Below are 25,761 nucleotides of genomic sequence, written 5' to 3' on the forward strand. Positions count from 1 at the left end.
AAAGTTCACCGGCTCGCGGCGCCCGGCACGGCACTAGGCGGGGTGTCCCACCAGCATCGTCGGGGCCCCCGCCACCCGGGTCAGGAACACGGTGGCCGCGTTCGGCCCTTGCGGTTTGACCTTGCGGCGCAGTTCCTCCGGTTCGACCGCCGAGCCGCGCTTCTTCACGGTCAGCGTGCCCACCCCGCGCTCCCGCAGCAGCGCCTTCAGCCGCTTCACGTTGAACGGCAACCGGTCGGTGATCTCGTACGCGGCGGCGAACGGCGTGGGGCGCAGCTCGTCCGCGGTGATGTACGCGATGGTCGCGTCGACGAGCCCGCCGTCCAGCGACTCGGCGACCTCGGCGACCAGATGGGCCCGGATGACGGCGCCGTCCGGCTCGTACAGATAGCGTCCGACGGGACGCACCGCCGGGTCGGGCAGGCCGCGGCCGAGCAGCGGGCGCGGGCCCGGCAGCAGGGTGGCGCGGACCGCCCCGGGGGCCGTCCCGAACCAGAGCACCGCCTCCTTGACGTCCCCGCCGTCCGAGATCCACTCGGCCTCCGCGTCGCCGGGGACCGCCTCGTGCGGGATGCCGGGCGCGACCTTCAGGGCGGCGTGGGGCGCGGTGCGGGCCGCCTCGACGGCCCAGGACAGGGGCGGCGAGTACGCCTCCGGGTCGAAGACGCGGCCGCGGCCGCCGCGCCGGGCCGGGTCGACGAACACGGCGTCGAATCCGCCGGTCGCGACCTCGGTGACGTCCGCCTCGCGCACCTCGACCAGGTCAGCCAGCCCGAGCGCCGCCATGTTGGCCCGGGCCGCCGCGACCGTCACCGGGTCCCGGTCGACGGCCAGCACCCGGATGCCGGCCCGCGCGAGCGCGATCGCGTCGCCGCCGATGCCGCAGCACAGGTCGGCCACCGAGCCGATGCCCAGCTCCCGCATCCGGGCCGCCCGGTACGCCGCCACGCTCGCCCGCGTCGACTGCTCGACCCCGTTCGGCGTGAAGTACATGCGCCCCGCGTCCCCGGCGCCGAACTTCGCCGCCGCCCGCTGCCGCAGCCGGGCCTGCCCGAGGGCCGCGGACACCAGTCCGGCCGGGTGCTCGCGGCGCAGCCGGGTGGCGACGGCGAGTTCGTCGGCGGGGTCGGTGTCGCGCACGGCGTCGAGGAGGGCGCGGCCCTCGGGGGCGAGCAGGGCGGTGAAGGCGTCGAGGTGGTCGTTCACCGGGTCATTGTCGGCCAGTCGGAGGATGGTCCGCTCCACGGCGGCGCTGTCGGCCCGTTCCGGGCGGGGGTGCCTGCCAGGATCCGGCCCCATGCGACTTGTAGGACAAAATGACAAAAAGGGGCCTCTGGGGATCGCCGGGATCGCGGGGAGCACCGGGATCGCCGGGATCGTGTCCTGGGGCCGTCCCGTCGTCCGTGCGGTCCGGCGTGCGCGGCTGCGGGGAGCCGTCGCCGGGCTCGCGGTCGCCGCCGTCGCCTCGGGCTGCGCGCAGGGTGCCGTATCCGGTCCGGCGGGCGGCTCCTCCCCGGCCGCCGGTCCCGTGCCGAGCCGCTCGGCCGCGCCGGCGTCACCTCCGGACGGCACGCGGACCCCGGGCGGCACCCGTGCCCCGGACGGCAGGAAGCCCCCGTCCGCCCAGGAGGCCCACGCGGCCCGGGTCGCCGCGGCCCGGCGCTGGCGGCTCGCCCGCGTCCCCCTGGTGCCCCCGCCGCCGCCCGAGGTCAAGCCCCGGATCACCACCCGCAAGGGCTTCGAGGTCGACGGGCCCGACGAACCGGGCCTCCCCCCGGTCTTCACGACCGTCCCCACGAACCAGAAGGTCGTCTTCCTGACCATCGACGACGGCGCCGAGAAGGACCCGGCGTTCCTGCGCATGATGAGCGACCTGAAGGTGCCGTACTCCGCCTTTCTCAGCGACTACGTCATCAAGGACGACTACGGCTACTTCCGGCAGCTCCAGCGGGCGGGGGCCGGGCTGAACAACCACACCCTCCACCACCGCTATCTGCCCGGCCTGTCCTACCGGGGCCAGCAGTACGAGATCTGCGGCATGCAGGACGTCATGGAGGAGCGCTTCGGCGAGCGGCCCGTGCTGTTCCGGCCGCCCTTCGGCAACTACAACCGGGACACCCTGCGCGCGGCCCGGTCCTGCGGCGTGCGGTACGTCGCCCTGTGGAACGAGGAGGTCTTCGTCGACCGCTGGGACTACCGGGAGGAGGACCGGCGGATCCGTCCGGGTGACATCGTGCTCAGTCACTTCCGGGGCCGGGACGAGTGGAAGGGCACAATGCCCGACATGATCCGCCGGTTCCTGGACAAGGTCACGGCCGAGGGCTTCGCGGTCGCCCGGCTGGAGGACTACCTGTGACGCCGCCGCCGGGGTCACGCGCGTCCGTCGCCGTGGCCCTGGCGACCGTCCTGCTCGCCGGATGCGCCGGGACCGCCGCCACCGGCCCCCGCGCCGGGACCGGCCACGAGGCGACGCGCGCGGCGAAGAACGCCACGCACACCGCGCAGCCGTACCGCCGCTGGGGCCTGAGCGACCCGCTGCCCGCGCCGCCCCCGCCGCCCGCCCGGCGGGTCGCCCGGCCCCCCGGTGGACCGCCGCCCGTCCTGCGCCGCGTCCCCACCCGCGACCGGGTCGTCTTCCTCACCTACGACGACGGCGCCGAGAAGGACCCCCGCTTCGTCGGCATGGTCCGTGAACTGCGGCTGCCCGTCAGCATGTTCCTCACGGACAGCGTGGTCGGCCCCGGCTACGCGCACTTCGCGCGGCTGCGCGCGGTCGGCGCGTCCCTGCAGAACCACACCCTCGACCACGCCGCCCTGCGCGGACTGCCCTACGCCGGCCAGCGCGCCGAGATCTGCGGCCAGCAGCACAAGCTGCACGCCCGCTTCGGCGTCCGCCCCCGGCTCTTCCGGCCGCCCTACGGCACCTACGACGGCACCACGCTGCGCGCCGCCGACGACTGCGGGATCGGCGCCGTCGTGCTGTGGCGCGCGACGATGACGGGCGACGGCCGGCTGACGTACGCGAAGGGGCCCGCGCGCCTGCGTCCCGGCGACGTCGTCTCCGTGCCGTCCGCCGAGCCGGGCGGGCTGTCGCTGCGGGAGCGCACCACCCTGCTGCTGCGCGCGGTCCAGGAGCGGGGGCTGACCGTGGGCCGCCTGGAGGACTACGTCTGAGACGTCCCGTGGGCGGCTTCGGGTGTTCCGAGGGGCCGTCCGCGGCGCGCCGCGCCACGGCGAATTGGCACTCCGCTTGACCGAGTGCTAATCGCGGTCATAGTCTCGGCTCTGGCACTCCCCACTGGAGAGTGCCAACCACGCGACGGGCAGGTCCGGCACCCGCGACGACGGATCGACCTGGTCGCCACCTCAGACAGTTAACCCCGTGAGATCTCCGAAGGGGGAGGTCGGATCGTGACGACCACCAGCTCCAAGGTTGCCATCAAGCCGCTCGAGGACCGCATCGTGGTCCAGCCGCTCGACGCCGAGCAGACCACCGCCTCTGGCCTGGTCATCCCGGACACCGCGAAGGAGAAGCCCCAGGAGGGCGTCATCCTCGCCGTCGGTCCGGGCCGCTTCGAGAACGGCGAGCGCCTTCCGCTCGATGTGAAGGTCGGCGACATCGTGCTGTACAGCAAGTACGGCGGCACCGAGGTGAAGTACAACGGCGAGGAGTACCTCGTCCTCTCGTCCCGCGACGTGCTCGCGGTCATCGAGAAGTAGACGCCTCGAAGCTCTTGTCTTCAGCTGCGCCCCTGGCCCCCGCGACCACATGAGAACCGGGCGCCCGGGGCGCAGTGTCTTTTTTGAGAACCCACAGAATCCGAGAGGGCTCCCGCTGTCATGGCGAAGATCCTGAAGTTCGACGAGGACGCCCGTCGCGCCCTCGAGCGCGGCGTCAACAAGCTTGCCGACACGGTGAAGGTGACGATCGGCCCCAAGGGCCGCAACGTCGTCATCGACAAGAAGTTCGGCGCCCCCACCATCACCAACGACGGCGTCACCATCGCCCGTGAGGTCGAGGTCGAGGACCCGTACGAGAACCTCGGCGCCCAGCTGGTGAAGGAGGTGGCGACCAAGACCAACGACATCGCGGGTGACGGCACCACCACCGCCACCGTGCTCGCCCAGGCGCTCGTGCGCGAGGGCCTGAAGAACGTCGCCGCCGGTGCCTCCCCGGCGCTGCTGAAGAAGGGCATCGACGCCGCCGTCGCCGCCGTGTCCGAGGACCTCCTCGCGACCGCGCGCCCGATCGACGAGAAGTCCGACATCGCCGCCGTCGCCGCGCTGTCCGCCCAGGACCAGCAGGTCGGCGAGCTCATCGCCGAGGCGATGGACAAGGTCGGCAAGGACGGTGTCATCACCGTCGAGGAGTCCAACACCTTCGGTCTGGAGCTGGACTTCACCGAGGGCATGGCCTTCGACAAGGGCTACCTGTCGCCGTACTTCGTGACGGACCAGGAGCGCATGGAGGCCGTCCTGGAGGACCCGTACATCCTCATCAACCAGGGCAAGATCTCCTCCATCGCCGACCTGCTGCCGCTGCTGGAGAAGGTCATCCAGACCAACGCCTCCAAGCCGCTGCTGATCATCGCCGAGGACGTCGAGGGCGAGGCCCTGTCGACGCTGGTCGTCAACAAGATCCGCGGCACCTTCAACGCGGTCGCGGTCAAGGCCCCCGGCTTCGGTGACCGCCGCAAGGCGATGCTGCAGGACATGGCGACCCTCACCGGCGCCACGGTCATCTCCGAGGAGGTCGGCCTCAAGCTCGACCAGGTCGGCATCGACGTGCTCGGCTCCGCCCGCCGCGTCACCGTCACCAAGGACGACACCACGATCGTCGACGGCGCCGGCAAGTCCGAGGACGTCCAGGGCCGCGTCGCCCAGATCAAGTCCGAGATCGAGAACACCGACTCCGACTGGGACCGCGAGAAGCTCCAGGAGCGCCTCGCGAAGCTGGCCGGCGGCGTGTGCGTGATCAAGGTCGGCGCCGCCACCGAGGTGGAGCTGAAGGAGAAGAAGCACCGTCTGGAGGACGCCATCTCCGCGACCCGCGCCGCGGTCGAGGAGGGCATCGTCTCCGGTGGTGGCTCCGCGCTCGTCCACGCCGTGAAGGTCCTCGAGGGCAACCTCGGCAAGACCGGCGACGAGGCCACCGGTGTCGCCGTCGTCCGCAAGGCCGCCGTCGAGCCGCTGCGCTGGATCGCCGAGAACGCCGGCCTGGAGGGTTACGTCATCACCTCCAAGGTCGCCGAGCTCGACAAGGGCCAGGGCTTCAACGCCGCCACCGGCGAGTACGGCGACCTGGTCAAGGCCGGCGTCATCGACCCGGTCAAGGTGACGCGCTCCGCCCTGGAGAACGCCGCGTCCATCGCCTCCCTCCTGCTCACGACCGAGACCCTGGTCGTCGAGAAGAAGGAAGAGGAGGAGCCGGCCGCCGCCGGTGGCCACGGGCACGGCCACGCCCACTGAGTGAGCGGTTCCCCGTAAGACGCCGAGGGCCCGGCATCCCCGTCACGGGGGTGCCGGGCCCTCGCCGTACCCTCAGGGCGACGTCCGGACAACAGGGGGTGCGAGATGAGCCAGGTGCTCTACGGCGAACGGTCCCGGAACCCGTTCGCGCGGACCGTGGAACTGACCGGGGACGGACTGCGCAGAGGCGGCCGTACGACACCGCTCGCCGAGCTGAACCTCGGCGCCATGGCGGAGGCGTTCCTGCGGGGCCAGTGGCTCGGCGGCGGTGGCACCGAACGCCCGCTCGGGCGGCTGCCGCAGGACGCCGGGACCGTCCCCGTCACCCGGGTCACCGGCACCAGCACCCCGCTGAAGGTCCGCCGGGCCGCCGAGTTCGCGCGGGCCCTCGGCGAACTGTCCGTGCGCGTGTGCGGCGGACCGGCCGCCGTGGCCGCCCTCGCCGAACGGGCCCGCGCGGAGGACGTCCCGCTGTGGATGGCGCGCCGGTACGCGCCGGGCCCGGCCGGACCGGTGGCCGTCGCCGTGGACCGGCGCCTGGTCCGCGTCGACGTCTGGGGCCCGCACGCCCCGGCCGTACGGCTGCGCGCACCCCACGGCTATACCGGCGACTCCTCCTCGCCGGGCGCCGGCCTGGTGCTGACCGTCGGCGACCAGTACGCGCGGCTGTCCCTGCGCAGGACGCTCCGCAAGTCCAAGCGCGGCGTGGAGATCCAACTCCCCGGCCGCCGGTGGACGCTACGCCGCGCCGACGCGACCAGCTCCTGGCTGCTGCGCGACGACGCCCGGGTCGCCCTCCTGACCCGCCCGCCCCGCCGCCCCGACCTCGCCCCCGGCACGGTCCTGGCGCCCCTGCCGGCCGTGCGCCACGAGAGCCCCGACCCGCTGGACGCCGTCATGGCCCACGCGGTCGCGGCGTCCTTCGGCCTCGGCGACACCACGGGCTCGGCCCGCTTCCGCGCCCGCCCCGGCGACGACACCGACACCACCTGGGAACTGCCCTGGTTCAGCAACCTCGGCACCGGCCACGACGACAACGACTCGGGCGCCGCGGACGGCTGGGGCAGCGACGGCGGAGACGGCGGAGACGGCGGCGGCGGAGACGGGGGAGACGGCGGAGGGGACGGGGGAGGCGGGGGCGACTGACGGCGCCACCCGCGCACTCATCCCGTGCCCTCCACATACGGCCGGGCCCGCCCGCGCGACGGTGACGTCCTGTCCCAGACATGCCGGCGCGCCCCGCACACCGGGTCCGTCGCATACGTCACCTCGGCCGGGAAGCCGTCGGCCCTGACCCGCTCGGCTGCCGCCAGGCCGACCTGGACGACCGACCCGGCTGCGGCACCGGGACGGACAAAGGCCCCGCTCCCTCGGCTGGACGGGAGCGGGGCCTTCCCCTTCGCGGTCATTCGGCGAGTACCCCCAACTGCTCCATCAGACCCGCCCGGTCGTAGATCCAGTGGCCCTCACAGACGCGGCCGTCGCGGAAGCGCTGCCAGGTCATGCCCTGCATGCTCACGTCCTGGCCGGTCGGCGGGATGCCCAGGAAGTCGCCCTTGTGGTGGCCGGTCACGGTCCAGCGGGTGCAGACCCGGTCGTCCTCGGCCATCTGGTCGTCGACGCGGAACGTGAGGTCGAAGGCGCCGTACCAGCCCTCCAGCACCGCGCGCATCTCGTCCCGGCCCTGGACGGGGCGCGGATAGGACGGGTCGTGGTCCACGTAGTCGTCCGTGACGTGCTCGAGGATGCGTTCCGGAGGCCTGCGGCCCAGCTCGGTGAAGAAGGCCCGCGCGGCGAGGAGGTTCAGCTGCTCGTCCCGCACCACGTCCAGATCGGTGAAGACCGGCGGCCCGTCGCACAGGGCCACCATCTCCTCGTAGATCCGGCCGGTCTCGGGGAGGTGCGAGTTGCGCATCGCCTCGTCGTACGACGGGAACTCCACGATCTCCACGAAGTGCGAGCCGTCGGACCGGTCCCGGCCGATGAGGTCGTGCGTGGCCGTCCGCTTCCCCTTGGTCTGCTCGACCCACCTGTCCATCAGCCGGTTCATCTCGTCGAACCGGTCCGTCCTGCAGTCGATGAGCTGTACGAAGGTCATGGCGCCGGCGCCTCCCGGCCCCCCTGGGTGCGGCTGGACACGCTCATTCTCCTCCGCGTCCGGACCGCCCTCTACCGCGGGCCGTACTTGCGGCCCGTCCGGGACGAGATCGTGCCGAGCATGCCCCGCGGCACCAGCTTCGCCGCGCCCAGCAGCACCTTGTACCGGGGGTCCGGGATGGACAGCGCGCGCCCCCGCGCCAGGTCCTCCAGCGCGGCGGCCGCCACCTTGTCGGCGTCCAGCCACATCCACCCGGGGATGTTGTCCGTGCCCATGCCGGCCCGCTCGTGGAACTCGGTCCGTACGAACCCCGGGCACAGCGCCATCAGCCGCACCCCGCTCCCGGCCAGGTCCCGCGCCGCGCCCTGGGTGAACTGCACGACCCACGCCTTGGACGCGCCGTACGTCCCGCGCGGCACGAACGCCGCCACCGAGGCGACGTTCACGACCCCGCCCCGGCCCCGCTCGCGCATCGCCCCGGCCGCCGCCGACGTCAGCCGCAGCACCGCCTCGCAGTGCACCTTCAGCATCCGCAGCTCGTCGGCCATGGACACGTCGAGGTAGCGGCCCTTGTTGCCGAACCCCGCGTTGTTGATCAGCAGGTCGACCGGGTTGCGGCGGTCGCCGAGGCGGGCGGCGACCGCCTCGATGCCGGCGTCCTCGGCGAGGTCCGCCGTCAGCACCTCCGCCTCGACGCCGTGCCGGTCGTGCAGTTCGGTGGCCTGCTCGCGCAGCCGCTCGGTGTTCCGGGCCACCAGGACGAGGTCATGTCCGTCGGCGGCCAGCCGTCGCGCGAACGCGGCGCCCAGGCCCGCGGTCGATCCTGTGATCAATGCCGTTGTCATGGCGCAAGGTTAGGGGTCCGGAGCGCCCCGTTCCGCTCCGCGGCCGGCCAGTGGACACCCGCTCCGGCCGCCCCCGACGGCAACGCGCCCACGCCCCGCGCTCTTCGGCCTCGCGTCAGGAGCCGTACTTCGCCACGTACTTCTCCGCCGTCTCCACCGCCTCCGGGTGCAGCCACTCGGCCGCCGCCAGAAGCCGCGGCAGCAGCGACCGCTCGGTCGTGACCGCCCGGAACTGGAACGCCACCGTCACCTCGTGGTCCGGCCGCCGGACGACCTCGATGGCGTCGCCCGCCCGGATCTCGCCCGGCTCGATCACCCGCAGATACGCCCCCGGCGCGGCCTGCGCGGTGAACCGCCTGACCCACTGCCGTTCACCCAGATGGCCCTGGAAGGTGCGGCAGGGGATACGGCCGCTCGTGACCTCCAGCAGCAGATCGGGCCCCACCCGCCAGCGCTCGCCGATCAGCGCCCCGGACACGTCCACCCCGGACGTCGTGAGGTTCTCGCCGAACACTCCGTCGCGCAGCGGGCGCCCCAGCTCGCGCTCCCAGGCGTCGAGGTCCTCCCGCGCCACCGCGTACACGGCCTGGTCGTCGCCCCCGTGATGCTGCTTCGAGCACACCGCGTCCCCGGCGAGACCGCTCCCGCCGACGCCCTTCGGGCCGGGTGCCGTCACCCGCACCGGGCCCTCGACGGGACGCTTGTCGATGCCGGTCACCCCCTCGGGGTGGTCCGTGTACGGCACCGCCTCGGCGCGGCCGAGATTCACTGACAGAAGCTTCATGGCGGCACGGTAGGCGACCGCCGGTCAAAGTGTCGACGCGATATTCAGCGTGCTCCCCAAGCGCGCCTTATGCTCGATGACGTGCTCGAAGCCCGTCATCTCCGTGTCCTGCGCGCCGTCGCCACCACCGGCTCCTTCTCGGCGGCCGCCCGCGAGCTGGGCTGCACCCAGCCCGCCGTGAGCCAGCAGATGAAGGCGCTGGAGACGGCCGTCGGCACCCCGCTGCTGATCCGCACCGGGCGCGTGATGCGGCTGACCCAGGCCGGTGAGGCGCTCGTGCGGCACGCCACCGGCATCCTGGCCGGGCTCACCGCCGCCGAGGAGGAGGTCGCCGCCATCGCCGGCCTGCGCGCCGGACGGGTCCGGCTCGTCTCCTTCCCCAGCGGCAGCTCCACCCTCGTCCCGACCGCCCTCGCCGCCCTGCGCGCCGCCCACCCCGGCACCCGCGTCTCCCTGGAGGAGGCCGAGCCGCCGAGGTCGGTGGAGATGCTGCGCGAGGGCGAGTGCGACGTGGCCCTGGCCTTCCGGTACGAGAGCGCCGCCGGCGCCGAGGAGTGGGAGGACCTCGTGGTCCGCCCGCTGCTCACCGACCGCCTGGTCGGCCTGGTCCCGGAGCGGCACCGGCTCGCCCGCGCGGGGTCACCGGCGTCGGTCGCCATCGGCGATCTGGCGGCCGAGCCGTGGATCGCCGGGTGCCCGCGCTGCCGCGGGCAACTGGTGGAGGTGTGCGCGAGCGCCGGCTTCACCCCGCGCATCGACTTCGCCACCGACGACTACCCGGCGGTGGTCGGCCTGGTCGGCGCCGGTCTCGGCGTGGCCGTCCTGCCGCAGCTGGCCGTGGAGTCCGTACGGCCGCGCGGGGTGCGCATGGTCGCGCTGGAACCGGCGGTCCGCCGCGAGATCGTCGCCCTCACGCTGCCCGACCTCGCCCAGGTGCCGGCCGTGGCCGCGACCCTGGACCAGCTCGCCCGCGCCGCCGCATGAGGAAGGGCACGCCTTGCGTGCCCTGATTGGAGAAACGTTCCTTCAGCGGTCGGGACCCGCGTCCCCGCCGGTGGTCGACGCCGACACCAGCCGGTTGCGTGCCCGCCCCATGAGCTCCTCGCGCTCGTCCTCGGTCAAGCCGCCCCATACGCCGTACGGTTCGCGTACCGCCAGCGCGTGCGCCGCGCACTGCGCGCGCACGGGGCACCTCATGCAGACCTCCTTGGCCGAGTTCTCTCGAGCGCTCCGGGCCGCCCCGCGCTCGCCCTCCGGATGGAAGAAGAGCGAGCTGTCCACCCCGCGACATGCAGCCAGCAGCTGCCAGTCCCACAGGTCCGCGTTCGGTCCGGGAAGGCGGGAGAAATCTGCCATTGCGTGACCCCTTGTAGCCGTTCTGGGCGGATACGGTGTCTACGACCGTACATCTACGATCTAAGAAGATGAAAATATGACTCATTGCGAATCTAGCCCCAAACGCCGTGAAACAGGAAGAAAAAGGGCTAAATGGGGCACGGCTTGTGATGAAACGGGGAGGGTCCGCCCCTCATGTCTGCCCCGTGTCCGTCCCCTCACGTAGAGTGCCGAAGACGGCACATGCCCCCGTAACTCTTTCGAGTGACCGTCGTTGAGAGGGCGGAGGCGGTTGAAAGAAGAAGCGCTCGGGCAGGCGTCCGAGACGGTCGACCGCACAGGTGACATTTCGTACCAGCCTGGAGGCTCAAGGTGACGTGCATCAGCTGCGGAGGGCGGCCATGACATCCGTCCTCGTCTGCGACGACTCCCCGCTTGCCCGAGAGGCGCTCCGCCGCGCGGTCGCGACCGTGCCCGGCGTCGAGCGCGTGACGACGGCGGCCAACGGCGAGGAAGTCCTCCGCCGCTGGGGCGCCGACCGCTCGGACCTGATCCTGATGGACGTGCGCATGCCCGGTCTGGGCGGCGTGGAGACCGTACGGCGGCTGCTGTCCGCCGACCCCGGCGCGCGCATCATCATGCTCACCGTCGCCGAGGACCTGGACGGCGTGGCCCTCGCGGTCGCCGCCGGTGCCCGCGGCTATCTGCACAAGGACGCCTCGCGCGCCGAGTTGCGGGCCACGGTCACGCAGGCGCTCGCCGACCCGACCTGGCGGCTCGCCCCGCGCCGGCTGCGCTCCGCCGAGATGGGCGCCGCGCCGACGCTGACCGCGCGGGAGATCCAGGTGCTGGAGGGCATGAGCCACGGCCGCTCCAACGCGGAGATCGGCCGCGAGCTGTTCCTCTCCGAGGACACGGTCAAGACGCACGCCCGCCGGCTGTTCAAGAAGCTCGGCGCCTCGGACCGGGCCCACGCGGTGGCGCTCGGGTTCCGTTGGGGCCTGGTGCGCTGAGCGTCCCCGCCGTGGGGCCCGCGCCGTGCCGGCCGGTCGCCCCGGGTTCGTCGTGGCTGGTCGCGTGCGCGCGGCCCGGCCGCACCATGTCTCGGCCCGCGCCCCCACAGGGGCGCGGCTTCGGGGCCGGGCAACGGGTCCGATCGGTGCCCGGTGCTCGTTTCGCCGCGGATGCCGCATCCTTGAGGTGTGGAGTCTCTCGGGGACGAGTCGGTCGAGCGGAAGGGGAGGGCGCAGGAGATGAGTTCCGGCGCACCTGCTCATAACGCTTCGGTGCACAACGACGGCGGCGATGACGCGCGCGCCGCGGCCGCAGGGCACCATGGACCGATGCGCGACGACGAGGCGGCCCACGCCGCAGGGGCGATCGGTGCACTCGTCCATCGCGCGGTGGACGGGGACGAGCAGGCCACCCACGACCTTCTCGCGCATGTCCACCCGCTGGCCCTGCGGTACTGCCGCACCCGGCTGTCGCGTCTGCCGGGGGACGCCCGGCACTTCGTCGAGGACCTCGCCCAGGAGGTCTGCGTCGCCGTCCTGCTGGCGCTGCCGCGCTACAAGGACACCGGCCGCCCCTTCGAGGCGTTCGTCTTCGCCATCGCCGCGCACAAGGTCGCCGACCTGCAGCGGGCGGCGATGCGGCACCCCGGCTCCACGGCCGTCCCCTCGGACGAGATGCCCGAGCGGCCGGACGACTCGCTCGGCCCCGAGGAGCGCGCGCTGCTGAGCAGCGACGCCGAGTGGGCCAAGAAACTCCTGGCCAACCTGCCCGAGAACCAGCGGGAGCTGCTGCTGCTGCGGATCGCGGTGGGGCTGACCGCCGAGGAGACCGGCCAGATGTTGGGAATGTCACCCGGGGCCGTCCGGGTCGCCCAGCACCGGGCCCTGAGCAGACTGCGGGCACTCGCCGAGCAGTAGTCCCAGCGGGTGAACGGGGGTTGCCCCGCTCCCGTACGAACATACGAAGCCGGCGGCCGCCCGGAACCGTGGAATGTGACACCCCGGCTTCCCGTTAGCATGGACATCCGCACCGATCAAGGCCATTTGGGGAAGGTGTCATGACTGCCAACGTCGACGGAGTGCCCGCCAAATTCGCGACACTCGGGCTTACCTACGACGATGTGCTGCTGCTGCCGGGCGCCTCCGAGGTCCTGCCCAACGCGGTCGACACCTCGTCCCGCATCTCCCGGAACGTTCGGGTCAACATCCCCCTGCTCTCCGCCGCCATGGACAAGGTCACCGAGTCCCGTATGGCGATCGCGATGGCCCGTCTGGGCGGCGTCGGCGTACTGCACCGCAACCTGTCCGTCGAGGACCAGGTGAACCAGGTCGACCTGGTGAAGCGGTCCGAGTCCGGCATGGTCACCGACCCGATCACGGTGCACCCGGAGGCGACGCTCGGCGAGGCGGACGCGCTGTGCGCCAAGTTCCGCATCAGCGGTGTCCCGGTCACCGACCCGGCCGGCAAGCTGCTCGGCATCGTCACCAACCGCGACATGGCCTTCGAGTCGGACCGCTCCCGCCAGGTGCGCGAGGTCATGACGCCGATGCCGCTGGTCACGGGCAAGGTCGGCATCTCCGGCGTGGACGCCATGGAGCTGCTGCGCAAGCACAAGATCGAGAAGCTGCCGCTCGTCGACGACGAGGGCACGCTCAAGGGCCTGATCACGGTCAAGGACTTCGTCAAGGCCGAGAAGTACCCGAACGCCGCGAAGGACGCCGAGGGCCGCCTCCTCGTCGGTGCCGCCGTCGGCGCCAGCCCCGAGGCGCTGGAGCGGGCGCAGGCGCTCGCCGAGGCCGGGGTGGACTTCCTCGTCGTGGACACCTCCCACGGGCACAACAGCAACGCCCTCAGCTGGATGGCGAAGATCAAGTCCGCCGTGCCGGTCGACGTGATCGGCGGCAACGTCGCCACCCGTGACGGCGCGCAGGCCCTGATCGACGCCGGTGTCGACGGCATCAAGGTCGGTGTGGGCCCCGGTTCCATCTGTACGACCCGTGTCGTCGCCGGTATCGGCGTCCCGCAGGTCACCGCCATCTACGAGGCGTCCCTCGCCGCCCGGCCCGCCGGCATCCCGCTGATCGGCGACGGCGGCCTGCAGTACTCCGGTGACATCGGCAAGGCGCTCGCCGCCGGTGCCGACACCGTGATGCTGGGCTCGCTGCTCGCGGGCTGCGAGGAGTCCCCGGGCGAGCTGCTCTTCATCAACGGCAAGCAGTTCAAGTCCTACCGCGGCATGGGCTCGCTCGGCGCCATGCAGTCCCGTGGCCAGGGCAAGTCGTACTCGAAGGACCGCTACTTCCAGGCGGAGGTCTCCTCCGACGACAAGCTGGTGCCCGAGGGCGTCGAGGGCCAGGTGCCCTACCGCGGCCCGCTGGCCAACGTGCTGCACCAGCTCGTCGGCGGCCTGCGCCAGACCATGGGCTACGTCGGCGCGGCCACCATCGACGAGATGGAGTCCAAGGGCCGCTTCGTCCGCATCACCTCGGCGGGCCTGAAGGAGAGCCACCCGCACGACATCCAGATGACGGTCGAGGCGCCGAACTACAGCAACAAGTAGCCGTCGGCTCCCGCGACAGGGCGGCCCCGGGCGTATCCGGGGCCGCCCTCGTCGTGCCCGTCGGCGATACTGGTAGACGCTGCAACGCATCAGGGAAAGGCCACAGACGTGACTGAGATCGAGATCGGGCGCGGCAAGCGCGGCCGCCGGGCGTACGCCTTCGACGACATCGCCGTCGTCCCCAGCCGCCGTACGCGGGACCCGAAGGAGGTCTCGATCGCCTGGCAGATCGACGCCTACCGGTTCGAGCTGCCGTTCCTGGCCGCCCCCATGGACTCGGTCGTCTCCCCGGCCACCGCCATCCGCATCGGCGAGCTCGGCGGCCTCGGCGTGCTGAACCTCGAGGGCCTGTGGACCCGGTACGAGGACCCGCAGCCGCTGCTCGACGAGATCGCGGAGCTGCCCACGGAGGCCGCCACGCGCCGCCTGCAGGAGGTGTACGCCGCTCCGATCAAGGAGGAGCTGATCGGGCAGCGCATCAAGGAGGTGCGGGACTCCGGCGTGGTCACGGCCGCCGCGCTCTCCCCGCAGCGCACCGCCCAGTTCTCCAAGGCGGTCGTCGACGCGGGCGTCGACATCTTCGTCATCCGCGGCACGACGGTCTCCGCGGAGCACGTGTCGTCCTCGCACGAGCCGCTGAACCTGAAGCAGTTCATCTACGAGCTCGACGTCCCGGTGATCGTCGGCGGCTGCGCGACGTACACCGCGGCCCTGCACCTGATGCGCACCGGCGCGGCGGGCGTCCTGGTCGGCTTCGGCGGCGGCGCCGCGCACACCACGCGCAACGTCCTCGGCATCCGCGTCCCGATGGCCACGGCGGTCGCGGACGTGGCGGCGGCCCGCCGGGACTACATGGACGAGTCCGGCGGCCGGTACGTCCACGTCATCGCGGACGGCGGGGTCGGCTGGTCCGGCGACCTGCCCAAGGCGATCGCCTGCGGTGCCGACGCCGTGATGATGGGCTCCCCGCTGGCGCGTGCCACGGACGCGCCGGGCCGCGGCTGCCACTGGGGCATGGAGGCCGTGAACACGGAGCTGCCGCGCGGGCAGAAGGTCGACCTGGGCACGGTCGGCACGATCGAGGAGGTCCTGACGGGCCCCTCGCACACCCCCGACGGCTCCATGAACTTCTTCGGCGCCCTGCGCCGCGCCATGGCCACGACCGGCTACAGCGAGCTCAAGGAGTTCCAGCGCGTCGAGGTCACGGTGGCGGACTCCCAGCACCAGCGCTGACACCCAGCCGCACGAAAGGGGCCGGTCCTCGGACCGGCCCCTTTCGCATGCCCTGAAACGACCTGACCAGGCCGAATCTGACGTGAACGCAACTGCGCGCCGGCGCCCCCTTCCAAGGAGCCGTTCCGGACCCCCACCCTCGGGGCCCGGCCCGATTCCGACGGACCGTCCACCGGGCTACTGGGCGGTGTCGTGGAAGGGGGCGCCGATGGGTCGCCATCGCAAGCCCACCCGCTGGGACCGGATCCGTCTGTGGACGGTGAAGTGCCGCAGGAGGTGGATCTTGCGCCTTTTCGGATGGTGAGCGGCCGCCCCCAAGGCAACTAGGGGCGGACACTCCGTGATCCATCCTGGAGCCTGCCGCAGTGCCCCCTGCGGTGGGCTCCACCTGTTTTCGTAAGGTACCCGGGCCGTCGGCCGCATGCCACCAGCCGTGAGGCGGCGTCCGTCCGTGCGCCCCCCTTCACAACCGATGCGCCGCCCCCGTAGGGGCCGCGCCCCGGGTGTCGAGGAGGAGTTGGGCCTTGACCGAGAGGCCCTGGAGGTCGTAGGTGCGGTGTTGCTGGAGGAGGATCGTCAGGTCGGCGTCGGCGGCGGCCTCGTAGAGGGAGTCGGCGCGGGGGACCGGGCGGTCGAGGACGCTCCAGGACGGCACGTACGGGTCGTGGTAGCTGATGGAGGCGCCCAGTTCCAGCAGGCGGACGGCGACCTCCTGGGCGGGGGTGGACTGCTGGTCGGCGAGGTCCGGCTTGTAGGTGACGCCGAGGAGGAGGATGCGGGCGCCGCGCGCGGACTTGCCGTGCTCGTTGAGCAGGGTGGCGGCGCGCTGGACGACGTAACGGGGCATCTGGCTGTTGACCTGCTGAGCCAGTTCGACCATGCGCAGGGAGCGGCCCGTGGGGGCGGTCAGGCCCTGCGGGACGGCGTGGCCGCCGACGCCGGGGCCGGGGCGGAACGCCTGGAAGCCGAACGGCTTGGTCTCGGCGCAGCGCACGACGTCCCACAGGTCGACGCCCAGGTCGTGGCAGAGCACGGCCATCTCGTTGACGAGCGCGATGTTCACGTGCCGGAAGTTGGTCTCCAGCACCTGTACGGTCTCCGCCTCGCGCAGGCCCCGCGCGCGGACCACCTTGTCGGTGAGGCGGCCGTAGAAGGCGGCCGCCGACTCGGTGCAGGCGGGGGTGAGCCCGCCGATCACCTTGGGGGTGTTGGCGGGGTGGAAGTCGCGGTTGCCGGGGTCGACGCGGCTGGGCGAGTAGGCCAGATGGAAGTCGCGCCCGGCGCGCATCCCCGAGCCCTCCTCCAGCAGGGGCCGCAGCACGTTCTCCGTGGTGCCGGGCGGGACCGGCGACTCCAGGATGACCGTGGAGTGCGGCCGCAGCCGGGCCGCGAGGTCGCGCGCGGCGGCTTCCATCTCGCTCAGGTCGAGCGTCCCGTCCGCCCCGAGCGGCGTCGGCGAGCAGATGACGGCGGTGCGGACCCGGCCGAGTTCGGCGGGGCCGGTGGCGTGCCGGAAGCCCCCCGAGAGCATCCGGCGCAGTTCGGCGGGACTGAGAGAGGCGGCCTCCGGACCGGTGCGGTAACCGAGTGTGGGGATGCCGGCGGCGACGGCGGCCTTGGCCAGGGGCAGGCCGTACGGGCCTAGTCCGATGACGGCGAGATCTGCGGGCATACGTGGGCCGTCCTTCCCAGTAACCGACGTGGGGCTGGTGCGCAACCCCGGTGGACAGGACGAGGGAGCGCAATGTCAGACTAGGAGTAAATATGACCGATTTGCCGCATTGAATGATCGCGTTTCCAGGAGTGTTGTCCACAGGCTGGGGGTACGTGGTGGCTGAACTCGGGCAACCCGGTCAGAATTCTGAGCAGGGGGGTACGAGACGGGCTTCGCCCGACGGGTGCGGCTTACCGACCGATCATCGGGAGGCAGCGGTGAGGACAGCGACACTGGGGCCGGAGGAGCGGGCCGCGTCCCTGGCGGCCATGGCGGAGCGCGAGCTGGACGTGCTGGTCGTGGGCGCAGGAGTGGTCGGCGCCGGAACGGCACTCGACGCGGTGACCCGCGGACTGTCCACCGGGCTGGTCGAGGCCCGCGACTGGGCGTCCGGGACCTCCAGCCGGTCCAGCAAGCTCATCCACGGCGGGCTGCGCTATCTGGAGATGCTGGACTTCGCGCTCGTGCGCGAGGCCCTCAAGGAGCGCGGGCTGCTCCTGGAGCGGCTGGCCCCGCACCTGGTGAAGCCGGTGCCGTTCCTGTACCCGCTGCAGCACAAGGGCTGGGAGCGCCTGTACGCCGGCTCGGGCGTCGCCCTCTACGACGTGATGTCGATGGCCCGCGGCCATGGCAGGGGCCTGCCCCTGCACCGGCACCTGACCCGCCGTCAAGCCCTGCGCGTGGCCCCCGCCCTGCGGAAGGACGCGCTGGTCGGCGCCCTCCAGTACTACGACGCCCAGATGGACGACGCCCGCTATGTCGCCACCCTCGTGCGCACCGCGGCGGCCTACGGCGCGAAGGTCGCCAACCGCGCGCGGGTCACCTCGTTCCTGCGGGAGGGCGAGCGGGTCGTCGGGGCCCGCGTCCAGGACGCCGAGGGCGGCGGCGAGTACGAGATCCGCGCCAAGCAGGTCGTCAACGCCACCGGCGTGTGGACCGACGACACCCAGTCGATGGTCGGGGAGCGCGGTCAGTTCCACGTCCGCGCGTCCAAGGGCGTCCACCTCGTCGTGCCCAAGGACCGCATCCACTCCACCACCGGCCTGATCCTGCGCACCGAGAAGTCCGTGCTGTTCGTCATCCCCTGGGGGCGGCACTGGATCGTCGGCACCACCGACACCGACTGGGACCTCGACAAGGCCCACCCGGCGGCGTCCAGCGCCGACATCGACTACGTCCTCGACCATGTGAACTCGGTGCTGGCGGTCCCCCTGACCAGGGACGACGTCGAAGGCGTGTACGCGGGACTGCGCCCGCTGCTCGCCGGTGAGTCGGACGCCACCAGCAAGCTCTCCCGCGAGCACACCGTCGCCCACCCCGTTCCCGGCCTCGTCGTCGTGGCCGGCGGCAAGTACACGACGTACCGCGTGATGGCCAAGGACGCCGTGGACGCGGCGGTGCACGGCCTCGACATGCGGGTCGCCGACTGTGTCACGGAGGACATTCCGCTGGTGGGCGCCGAGGGATACCGCGCCCTGTGGAACGCGCGAGCGCGCATCGCGGAGCGGACGGGCCTTCACGTGGTGCGCGTCGAGCACCTGTTGAACCGGTACGGGGCGCTCACCGAGGAGGTCCTGGAGCTCATCGCCGCCGATCCGAGCCTCGGCGAACCGCTCCAGTCCGCCGACGACTACCTGCGGGCCGAGGTCGTCTACGCCGCCTCCCACGAGGGCGCGCGGCATCTGGACGACGTGCTGACCCGGCGCACCCGCATCTCCATCGAGACCTTCGACCGGGGCACCCGATCCGCCCGTGAGGCCGCCGAGTTGATGGCACCGGTGCTGGGCTGGGACAAGGAGCAGGTCGAGCGCGAGGTCGAGCACTACCAGAAGCGGGTGGAGGCCGAACGCGAGTCCCAGCGCCAGCCCGACGACCTGACCGCCGACGCGGCCCGGCTGGGCGCGCCGGACATCGTGCCGCGGTAGCGGCGGGGGAGGGGGCCCCGGGCCCCAAGTCCCCCTGTCGCTCCCTGTCTTGGGCGGCCCGGCCATCCCGGCCGGCGCCGCCCCGCCGTGCGGGGTGAACCCCTGCCGCGCGGCGCCCCGGAGCCCTCGGCTCCCGGCCCCCAGGTGGAATCGAACATGTTGCGCCACGAGGGGCCCCCTGGGCGTCGGGCGGTTGTCGCGTAGGGGACAATGGAGGCTCTGTCAGGGCGGGTTGCATGAGGGGACGCATGTCGGAGGCGGAGCGGGCGGGCACATCTCGTCAGGAGACTCGTCAGGACGACCACGAGCGTCTCCTCGCGGGGCGGTACCGGTTGGGAGGCGTCCTCGGCAGGGGCGGCATGGGCACGGTCTGGCGTGCCGTCGACGAGACGCTCGGGCGGACCGTCGCCGTCAAGGAGCTGCGCTTCCCGTCGAACATCGACGAGGAGGAGAAGCGGCGGCTCATCACCCGCACCCTGCGCGAGGCCAAGGCGATCGCCCGGATCCGCAACAACAGCGCGGTCACGGTGTACGACGTCGTCGACGAGGACGACCGGCCCTGGATCGTCATGGAGCTCGTCGAGGGCAAGTCGCTCGCCGAGGTCATCCGGGAGGACGGCCTGCTGGAGCCCGAGCGGGCCGCCCAGGTCGGCCTCGCCGTGCTCGACGTCCTGCGCTCCGCGCACCGCGAGGGCATCCTGCACCGGGACGTGAAGCCGTCCAACGTGCTGCTGGAGTCCGACACCGACCGGGTCGTGCTCACCGACTTCGGGATCGCCCAGGTCGAGGGCGACCCGTCCATCACCTCGACCGGCATGCTCGTCGGCGCCCCCTCGTACATCTCCCCGGAGCGGGCGCGCGGCCACAAGCCCGGCCCCGCCGCCGACCTGTGGTCCCTCGGCGGTCTGCTGTACGCGTCCGTCGAGGGCGTGCCGCCGTACGACAAGGGTTCCGCGATCGCGACGCTCACGGCCGTGATGACCGAGCCGCTGGAGGAGCCGAAGAACGCCGGCCCGCTGCGGGACGTCATCTACGGCCTGCTCACCAAGGACCCCGAGAAGCGGCTCGACGACGCCGGTGCGCGCAGGATGCTCAACGCCGTCCTCCACGCGCCGCGGACCGAGACGGCCGCCGAGGCGCCGGACGCCACCAAGGTCGTACCGCTGCCGTCGCAGTCCGACGCGGCCTCGCGCAAGGGGCGTTCGGGCGCCGGTGCCGCGGGCAAGAAGGCCGAGGAGGCCGGCGAGCGGCTGCGCGGGGCGCTGCGCTCGGTGCGCAAGGCCGCGGTCGGGGCGGGTGCGGCCGGTGCGGCCGGTGCGGCGCGCACCGCGTCCGGCGACGGGAAGGCCGGGGCCGACGCGGCGAGCGGAACGTCCGCGTCCGGCGCGGACGCCGCCGAGAAGGACGCCAAGACGGTGGGCGACGCCGGTTCGGGCCCCAGCTCCGGCTGGCCCGTCATGACGCCGCCGGACCTGCCCGCGCGGCCCGTCCCGCGCGCCCCGCTCACCGACGTCGTCCCGAAGCGCACGCTGCTGATCATCGCGGTCGTCGTCCTGGTCGCCGTCCTCGGTGTGGTGCTGGCGCTGACGCTGGGCGACGACGGCGGCTCCGAGGCCTCGGGGAACGGCGGCGGCGCCGGCTCCTCGGCCGCGTCGAAGGAGACCCCGGACACCAAGCGCGACGACGACGGCGGCACCAAGGGCGGGGACGACGACTCCACGTCCACCGCGGGCTCCGGCTCCGGCTCCGGCAAGGGCGGCGGGACCGAGCCCAGCGCCGGTTCCAGCGAGAGCGCCGGTGGCGGCGGCGGTGACGGACAGGGCTCCGGCGGCGCCGGGGTGGACTCCACCCACAAGGGCGCCCAGGGGTACTCGATCGGGCTGCCGAAGGGCTGGAAGTTCCAGTCCACGGGCTCGGCCGGCGACCGGTTCACCGGGCCGAAGGGGCAGAAGCTGCTCGTGGCCTGGACGTCGACGCCCAAGGGCGACCCGGTCGCGGACTGGAAGAGCCAGGAGCGCTACATGGTGCGCTCCCAGTACAAGAAGATCCGCATAGAGCAGGTGGACTACCGGGGCTGGAACACCGCCGACTGGGAGTTCACCTACGTCGAGGGCGGCACCGAGTACCGCACGATCGACCGCGGGTTCGTCGTGAACGGCCATTCCGGGTACGCCCTGATGTACACCGCGAAGGCCGCGGACTGGGACAGCGATCTGCGCAAGGGCACATGGAAGGCGCTCACGGGCACGTTCGAGCCGAAGGCGTGAAGCGGGGGCTTCCCCTCCGGGGGGAGCCCACGGGGATTGCCCCGTGAGATACGGCAACCTCTCTTTGCGAATTGCCTCCGGCACGTATCGTGAAAGCCCGCGGACCGTACGCATCCACTCAGACGTCCGGAACGCGACACGAGGCGAACGGAATTGACCGACCGGGCGGCCGGGGGAGGCAACGTGGACGACTACGCGGGCCGGGTGCTCGCCGACCGCTACCGCCTGCCGCTGCCGCCCTCCGACGCGTACGAACTCACCGAGAGCCGCGCCTTCGACACCTACAGCGGGCAGGAAGTCCTGGTCCGGCAGGTGCCGTTGCCCGAGGTCGTCGAGGCCGAGGTGCTGGACGCCGAGGGGCTGCCCGACGGGTTCACCGCCCGGGACGCACGGGCCCGCGACACCGGCCGCCGGCCCGCCGACCCCGCTGTGCGCCGGGCGGTCGAGGCCGCCCAGGCCGCGGCCCGCATACCCGACCACCCCCGGCTCGACCAGGTCTTCGACGTGTTCGCCGAGGGCGGTTCGCTGTGGATAGTCAGCGAGCTGGTGGCGGCCCGGCCGCTCGCCGCGCTGCTCGCCGAGCAGCCGCTGTCGCCGTACCGGGCGGCCGAGGTGGCCTCCGACGTCCTCATGGCGCTGCGCGTCCTGCACGCCCACGGCTGGGTGCACCGCAACATCACCGCCCGTACGGTCCTGGTCTGCGACGACGGCCGGGTGATGCTCACCGGGCTCGCGGTCGGCGCCGCCGAGGAGGCGCTGTGCGGCTACGACCCCGTGCCCGCCGAGGACGGTGACGACCCGGGCCCGGCACCCTCCGCGGGCAACGGCCCCCCGGGCACCCTTCCCCGTCCCGGCGCCGACCCCGAGGCGGCCCGGCGGGCCGCCATAGAGGCCCGCTCGAACGGGACCCGGCCGGTCCCCGGCACCGACGGCCCCGGCACCGCGCCGGGCGGCGCCCTGGAGACCGGCGCCGACATCCGGGCCGCCCGGGCCGGGGCGATCGCCGCCTACCGGGCGGGCGCCCGTGCCGCGGCCCGGGTGCAGGAGGCCCAGCAGAGCGAACGCGCCGCCCTGCCCGGCGCCCGCAGCGCCCCGGAGGGCCGGGAGCCCCAGCCGTATCTGTCCGGCGGCGCGGGCGGCACACCGCCGGGGCAGATCGCCGACCCGTACGGGGTGCGGGCCGCGTCCTGGCAGGGCGCGGTCCCCCGGCCCGGCACCGGGCGCGCCCCCACCGACGCCTCGGCCGACGCCTCCACCGGCACCGACAGCGCCCGTGCCGCGCTCCCGCCCGCAGGCTCCCAGCCGGGCTTCGCCCCCCGGGACGACGGCGCGTCCGTCGCGGGCGGCCCGGCCGCGGTGCCCTCGGCACGTACGGGGACCCGTTGGAACGAACTGGTGTCCGGTTCCGCCGCCCGCAAGGGGCCCAGCACCGCGCTGGCCGCCGAGCGGGCCCGGCAGGCCCGGATGGCCGTCGTCGGACCCGTCACCGAGCGGTGGGCCCCGGAACAGGCCGGGCCCGTGCACGAGAACTGGCAGCTCGCCGCGCCGATCGGGCCCGCGACCGACCTGTGGGCGCTCGGCGCGCTGCTCTTCCGGGCCGTGCAGGGGCACGCGCCCTATCCGGAGGAGTCGACGGCCGAGCTGGTGCAAATGGTGTGCGCGGAACCGCCCGCGTTCGCCGAGGAGTGCGGCCCGCTGCGGCCCGTCGTGGAGTCGCTGCTGCGTCAGGACCCCACCGAGCGGCCCGACTTCGAGGAGCTGCGCGGCTGGCTGCGCTCCCTGGTGCGGTCGGCGCCCGAACCGGAGGCCGGCGCGCACGTCGTCGCCGCCCCGCCCGTCGACGCGAACCGCCTGCCCATCGTGCGGCGGCGCGGCGAGCTGGTGCGCAGACGGCGGGGCGCCCGGCTGCCCGCCCACCAGGGCCGGCACAAGCGCGCCCGGCAGGAGACGCGCTCACCGCGCCGGCTCGGCCGCACCCTGCTGCTCCTCGTCCTGCTCGGCATGGCCGCGGCGATCGCGTACGCCATGCTGTTCATGCCCAGGGACGACCGGGACACCGGCACCGGCGCGAACGCCGGGCGCACCCCCGCCGCGGGCCAGGCGCCGCCCGAGCGGTCCGCCGACGCCAGCAGCGAGCCGCGCCCCGAGCAGACCTCCCCGTCCCCCGGCGACGGCTCCCCGGACTCGGCCGGCTCCGAGGAGACGCAGACCACCGGGCCCGACGTCCCCGACGGCTTCACCGTCCGCAAGGACCCGGCCGGCTTCGAGGTCGCCGTGGCCAACGGCTGGAGCCGCAGCGGTGGCAGCGGACGCGGCCAGGTCGTCTACGCGCACGGCGGCTTCGACCTGATCGTCGTGCCCGGCCGGGACACCGCGCAGCAGTACGGCGGCGACCCGATGGTCTACCAGCGGGAGCACGAGAGGGAGTTGCAGCCGTACCGGGACTCCAGCTGGGCGTCCTCGGGCGGCCTGAAGACCATTCAGGTCGGCGAACGCAAGATGGCCGAGGGGCAGTTCACCTGGACCGACGCCCAGGGACGCGAGCTGTTCGTACGGAATCTGGCGATCCTCGCCGACGGGCGGTACCACGTGGTCCAGGTACGGGGTCCGGACGCCGAGCGGGACGAGGTCACGCGCCTGTTCGAGCAGGCGTCGGCGACGTACCGCATCACCAGGTGAGGCGGCCCGAAAACCGTGTGTGACAACGGCGTTGGGGTTGCTTCGACGAACGGAAGGCGAGAACTGTCACAGTGCGGTCTCCTTGGCACCCCCGCGGTTCCGGTCGCATACCCCGGTCCCTAACCTGACGGTGTCAAGAACATTGCGGGGCAACGTGAATAAGATGCAGGGCCAGCTCGTCTCGGGCCGCTACCGGCTCACCGAGGCCATCGGCAGCGGCGGTATGGGCCGCGTCTGGCGTGCGCACGATGAAGTGCTCCACCGGGCCGTGGCGATCAAGGAACTCACCGCCGCGCTCTACGTCTCCGAGAGCGACCAGGAGCGTCTCCTCGCCCGGACACGGGCCGAGGCGCGGGCCGCCGCGCGCATCAACCACTCCGCCGTGGTCACCGTGCACGACGTCCTGGAGCACGACGGGCGCCCCTGGATCGTGATGGAGCTGATCGAGGGCCGATCCCTGGCCGACGCGGTCAAGGAGGAGGGGCGCGTCGAGCCCGCCGAGGCCGCCCGGGTCGGCCTGTGGGTGCTGCGGGCGCTGCGGGCCGCGCACACCGCCGGCGTACTGCACCGCGACATCAAGCCCGGCAACGTCCTGCTCGCCGAGGACGGCCGGGTCCTGCTCACCGACTTCGGCATCGCCCAGATCGAGGGCGACACGACGATCACCCGCACCGGGGAGGTCGTCGGCTCCGTCGACTATCTGGCCCCCGAGCGCATCCGCGGGCACGACCCGGGTCCCGCGTCCGACCTGTGGGCGCTCGGGGCCACGCTCTTCACGGCGGTCGAGGGCCGCTCGCCCTTCCGCCGCACCTCTCCGCTGAGCACGATGCAGGCGGTCGTCGAGGAGGACGCGGGGGAGCCGCGGCACGCCGGGCCGCTGGGCCCCGTGATCGCCGCCCTGCTGCGCAAGGACCCGGACACCCGGCCCGACGCCGCCGAGGCGGAGCAGCTGCTGGCCGAGGCGGCCGAGGGCCGCAGGCCCAGCGGGGCGCAGGCCTATGTGCCCACCCAGCTGAACCGGTACGAGCCGGAGGCGCGCTCCGCCCCCGGCCAGGCCGGCGTCCACAGCGCCACGCCGTACCCCCCGACGACCGGGCCGACGGCGTTCGGCCCGCCCGTCGGGCACCCCGTCGGAACCGTGCCGCCCGCCCCCGCGCCCCGGCGGCGCCGGCTGCGCTCGGTCGCCCTGGTCGTGGCCCTGGCCGCCCTCATCGGCGGGGGGACGGCCGTGGCCCTGCAGAAGTGGGGCCCCGGCGGCGGCGGTTCGTCCGTCTCTTCCACGCCCCCGTCCACGCCCGCCACGAAGGAATCGGCCACCGAGGAGGCGGAGGCGGACGTCAGCGGTGTGCCGTCCTCCTGGAACCGCGTCGACGACCCCCTGGGCTTCAGCCTGTATCTGCCCGAGGGCTGGAAGCGCAAGGTGGTCGGCGAGGAGGTCGACGGACTCCAGCAGGTCGACTACTCGCCGGACGGCGGCGAGCACTTCGTGCGGATCTCCGTCGACGTCTCCCCCGACTTCGCGACCGCCCACGACCATTTCGTCGACCTGGAGGAGCAGGTCAAGGGGCGGCTCATCGGCTACAGGTTCCTGTCGCTCAAGGAGAACCAGTACCGCGACCGCGCGGGCTCCGTGTGGGAGTACACCTGGGACGCGCAGCCCAAGGACACGCCCTTCCCCGGGCCGCGCCGCGCCATCGACCAGGGGTACATCGACCGGGACGGCACCGAGTACGCGATCTACATGTCCGCGCCGCAGAAGGACTGGGCCGAGGCGCGCGCGCAGTTCTCGGCGGTGCTGCGGGGCTGGCGCACCGGCTGACCCGCCGGAACTCCCGTAC

General features: G+C 73.0%; 20 protein-coding genes. 14 read left to right on the forward strand and 6 right to left on the reverse strand.

Annotation, left to right across the window (positions count from 1 at the left end; genetic code table 11):
• Positions 1 to 33 precede the first annotated feature (33 nt).
• The gene (locus tag F8R89_RS21315; RefSeq protein ID WP_151785431.1) at positions 34 to 1,299 is read right to left on the reverse strand and encodes a THUMP-like domain-containing protein; all 1,266 of its coding nucleotides are present in this window, start codon (positions 1,297 to 1,299) and stop codon (positions 34 to 36) included.
• Between F8R89_RS21315 and F8R89_RS21320 the strand changes: the two genes are divergently transcribed.
• The 5 genes from F8R89_RS21320 (at position 1,298) to F8R89_RS21340 (ending at position 6,615) form a co-directional block, all read left to right on the forward strand.
• The gene (locus F8R89_RS21320; RefSeq protein ID WP_151785432.1) at positions 1,298 to 2,356 is read left to right on the forward strand and encodes a polysaccharide deacetylase family protein; all 1,059 of its coding nucleotides are present in this window, start codon (positions 1,298 to 1,300) and stop codon (positions 2,354 to 2,356) included. The genes F8R89_RS21315 and F8R89_RS21320 overlap by 2 nt on opposite strands.
• Positions 2,353 to 3,174, forward strand: coding sequence for a polysaccharide deacetylase family protein (locus F8R89_RS21325; RefSeq protein WP_225994453.1), 822 nt, complete (start codon positions 2,353 to 2,355; stop codon positions 3,172 to 3,174). Before F8R89_RS21320 ends, F8R89_RS21325 begins: the two co-directional genes overlap by 4 nt.
• A 237-nt stretch (positions 3,175 to 3,411) precedes the next feature.
• Positions 3,412 to 3,720, forward strand: coding sequence for a co-chaperone GroES (gene groES, locus F8R89_RS21330; RefSeq protein WP_013001368.1), 309 nt, complete (start codon positions 3,412 to 3,414; stop codon positions 3,718 to 3,720).
• Between the two features lie 120 nt (positions 3,721 to 3,840).
• A complete protein-coding gene (gene groL, locus F8R89_RS21335; RefSeq protein ID WP_151785433.1) occupies positions 3,841 to 5,469 on the forward strand; it encodes a chaperonin GroEL in 1,629 nt (542 codons plus the stop codon).
• A 105-nt stretch (positions 5,470 to 5,574) separates the two neighbouring features.
• A complete protein-coding gene (locus tag F8R89_RS21340; RefSeq protein ID WP_151785434.1) occupies positions 5,575 to 6,615 on the forward strand; it encodes a hypothetical protein in 1,041 nt (346 codons plus the stop codon).
• Positions 6,616 to 6,874: 259 nt separating this feature from the next.
• Here the strand turns inward: F8R89_RS21340 and F8R89_RS21345 are convergent, their stop codons facing one another.
• From F8R89_RS21345 to F8R89_RS21355, 3 genes are all read right to left on the reverse strand, one after another.
• Positions 6,875 to 7,567, reverse strand: a complete 693-nt coding sequence (locus tag F8R89_RS21345; protein WP_151785435.1) for an ester cyclase — start codon at positions 7,565 to 7,567, stop codon at positions 6,875 to 6,877.
• Positions 7,568 to 7,638: 71 nt separating this feature from the next.
• Complete coding sequence (locus F8R89_RS21350) at positions 7,639 to 8,412, reverse strand: SDR family NAD(P)-dependent oxidoreductase (protein ID WP_151785436.1); 774 nt, start codon at positions 8,410 to 8,412, stop codon at positions 7,639 to 7,641.
• A 115-nt stretch (positions 8,413 to 8,527) separates the two neighbouring features.
• Positions 8,528 to 9,196: an MOSC domain-containing protein gene (locus F8R89_RS21355; RefSeq protein ID WP_151785437.1), complete on the reverse strand. Its 669-nt coding sequence runs from the start codon at positions 9,194 to 9,196 to the stop codon at positions 8,528 to 8,530.
• Positions 9,197 to 9,277: 81 nt separating this feature from the next.
• Here F8R89_RS21355 and F8R89_RS21360 point away from each other — a divergent pair, with 81 nt between their 5' ends.
• Positions 9,278 to 10,180 carry a LysR family transcriptional regulator gene (locus tag F8R89_RS21360; protein WP_151785438.1) on the forward strand — a complete coding sequence of 301 codons (903 nt, stop codon included), beginning with the start codon at positions 9,278 to 9,280 and terminating at the stop codon, positions 10,178 to 10,180.
• Between the two features lie 42 nt (positions 10,181 to 10,222).
• Here the strand turns inward: F8R89_RS21360 and F8R89_RS21365 are convergent, their stop codons facing one another.
• Positions 10,223 to 10,552 (reverse strand): WhiB family transcriptional regulator, encoded by a 330-nt coding sequence (locus F8R89_RS21365; RefSeq protein WP_055622497.1) that lies wholly within the window; start codon positions 10,550 to 10,552, stop codon positions 10,223 to 10,225.
• Between the two features lie 380 nt (positions 10,553 to 10,932).
• Between F8R89_RS21365 and F8R89_RS21370 the strand changes: the two genes are divergently transcribed.
• From F8R89_RS21370 to F8R89_RS21385, 4 genes are all read left to right on the forward strand, one after another.
• Positions 10,933 to 11,544 carry a response regulator transcription factor gene (locus F8R89_RS21370; RefSeq protein ID WP_003948568.1) on the forward strand — a complete coding sequence of 204 codons (612 nt, stop codon included), beginning with the start codon at positions 10,933 to 10,935 and terminating at the stop codon, positions 11,542 to 11,544.
• Positions 11,545 to 11,874: 330 nt separating this feature from the next.
• Positions 11,875 to 12,462, forward strand: a complete 588-nt coding sequence (locus F8R89_RS21375) for a sigma-70 family RNA polymerase sigma factor (protein WP_055622496.1) — start codon at positions 11,875 to 11,877, stop codon at positions 12,460 to 12,462.
• Between the two features lie 140 nt (positions 12,463 to 12,602).
• Positions 12,603 to 14,105 carry an IMP dehydrogenase gene (gene guaB, locus F8R89_RS21380; RefSeq protein ID WP_151785439.1) on the forward strand — a complete coding sequence of 501 codons (1,503 nt, stop codon included), beginning with the start codon at positions 12,603 to 12,605 and terminating at the stop codon, positions 14,103 to 14,105.
• Between the two features lie 108 nt (positions 14,106 to 14,213).
• Positions 14,214 to 15,338: a GuaB3 family IMP dehydrogenase-related protein gene (locus F8R89_RS21385; RefSeq protein WP_086867705.1), complete on the forward strand. Its 1,125-nt coding sequence runs from the start codon at positions 14,214 to 14,216 to the stop codon at positions 15,336 to 15,338.
• A 463-nt stretch (positions 15,339 to 15,801) separates the two neighbouring features.
• On the opposite strand, the gene F8R89_RS21390 is transcribed toward F8R89_RS21385, so the two are convergent.
• Positions 15,802 to 17,010 carry a nucleotide sugar dehydrogenase gene (locus F8R89_RS21390; RefSeq protein ID WP_151785440.1) on the reverse strand — a complete coding sequence of 403 codons (1,209 nt, stop codon included), beginning with the start codon at positions 17,008 to 17,010 and terminating at the stop codon, positions 15,802 to 15,804.
• A gap of 260 nt (positions 17,011 to 17,270) precedes the next feature.
• Between F8R89_RS21390 and F8R89_RS21395 the strand changes: the two genes are divergently transcribed.
• The 4 genes from F8R89_RS21395 (at position 17,271) to F8R89_RS21410 (ending at position 25,742) form a co-directional block, all read left to right on the forward strand.
• Positions 17,271 to 18,977: a glycerol-3-phosphate dehydrogenase/oxidase gene (locus F8R89_RS21395; protein ID WP_151785441.1), complete on the forward strand. Its 1,707-nt coding sequence runs from the start codon at positions 17,271 to 17,273 to the stop codon at positions 18,975 to 18,977.
• Positions 18,978 to 19,225: 248 nt separating this feature from the next.
• The gene (locus F8R89_RS21400) at positions 19,226 to 21,244 is read left to right on the forward strand and encodes a serine/threonine-protein kinase (protein ID WP_151788230.1); all 2,019 of its coding nucleotides are present in this window, start codon (positions 19,226 to 19,228) and stop codon (positions 21,242 to 21,244) included.
• Between the two features lie 183 nt (positions 21,245 to 21,427).
• On the forward strand, positions 21,428 to 23,923 hold the full coding sequence (locus F8R89_RS21405) for a protein kinase (protein ID WP_151785442.1): 2,496 nt from the start codon (positions 21,428 to 21,430) through the stop codon (positions 23,921 to 23,923).
• A gap of 163 nt (positions 23,924 to 24,086) precedes the next feature.
• Positions 24,087 to 25,742: a serine/threonine-protein kinase gene (locus tag F8R89_RS21410; RefSeq protein WP_151785443.1), complete on the forward strand. Its 1,656-nt coding sequence runs from the start codon at positions 24,087 to 24,089 to the stop codon at positions 25,740 to 25,742.
• Positions 25,743 to 25,761 lie beyond the last annotated feature (19 nt).

Source organism: Streptomyces sp. SS1-1 (assembly GCF_008973465.1).
Classification (GTDB): Bacteria; Actinomycetota; Actinomycetes; order Streptomycetales; family Streptomycetaceae; genus Streptomyces.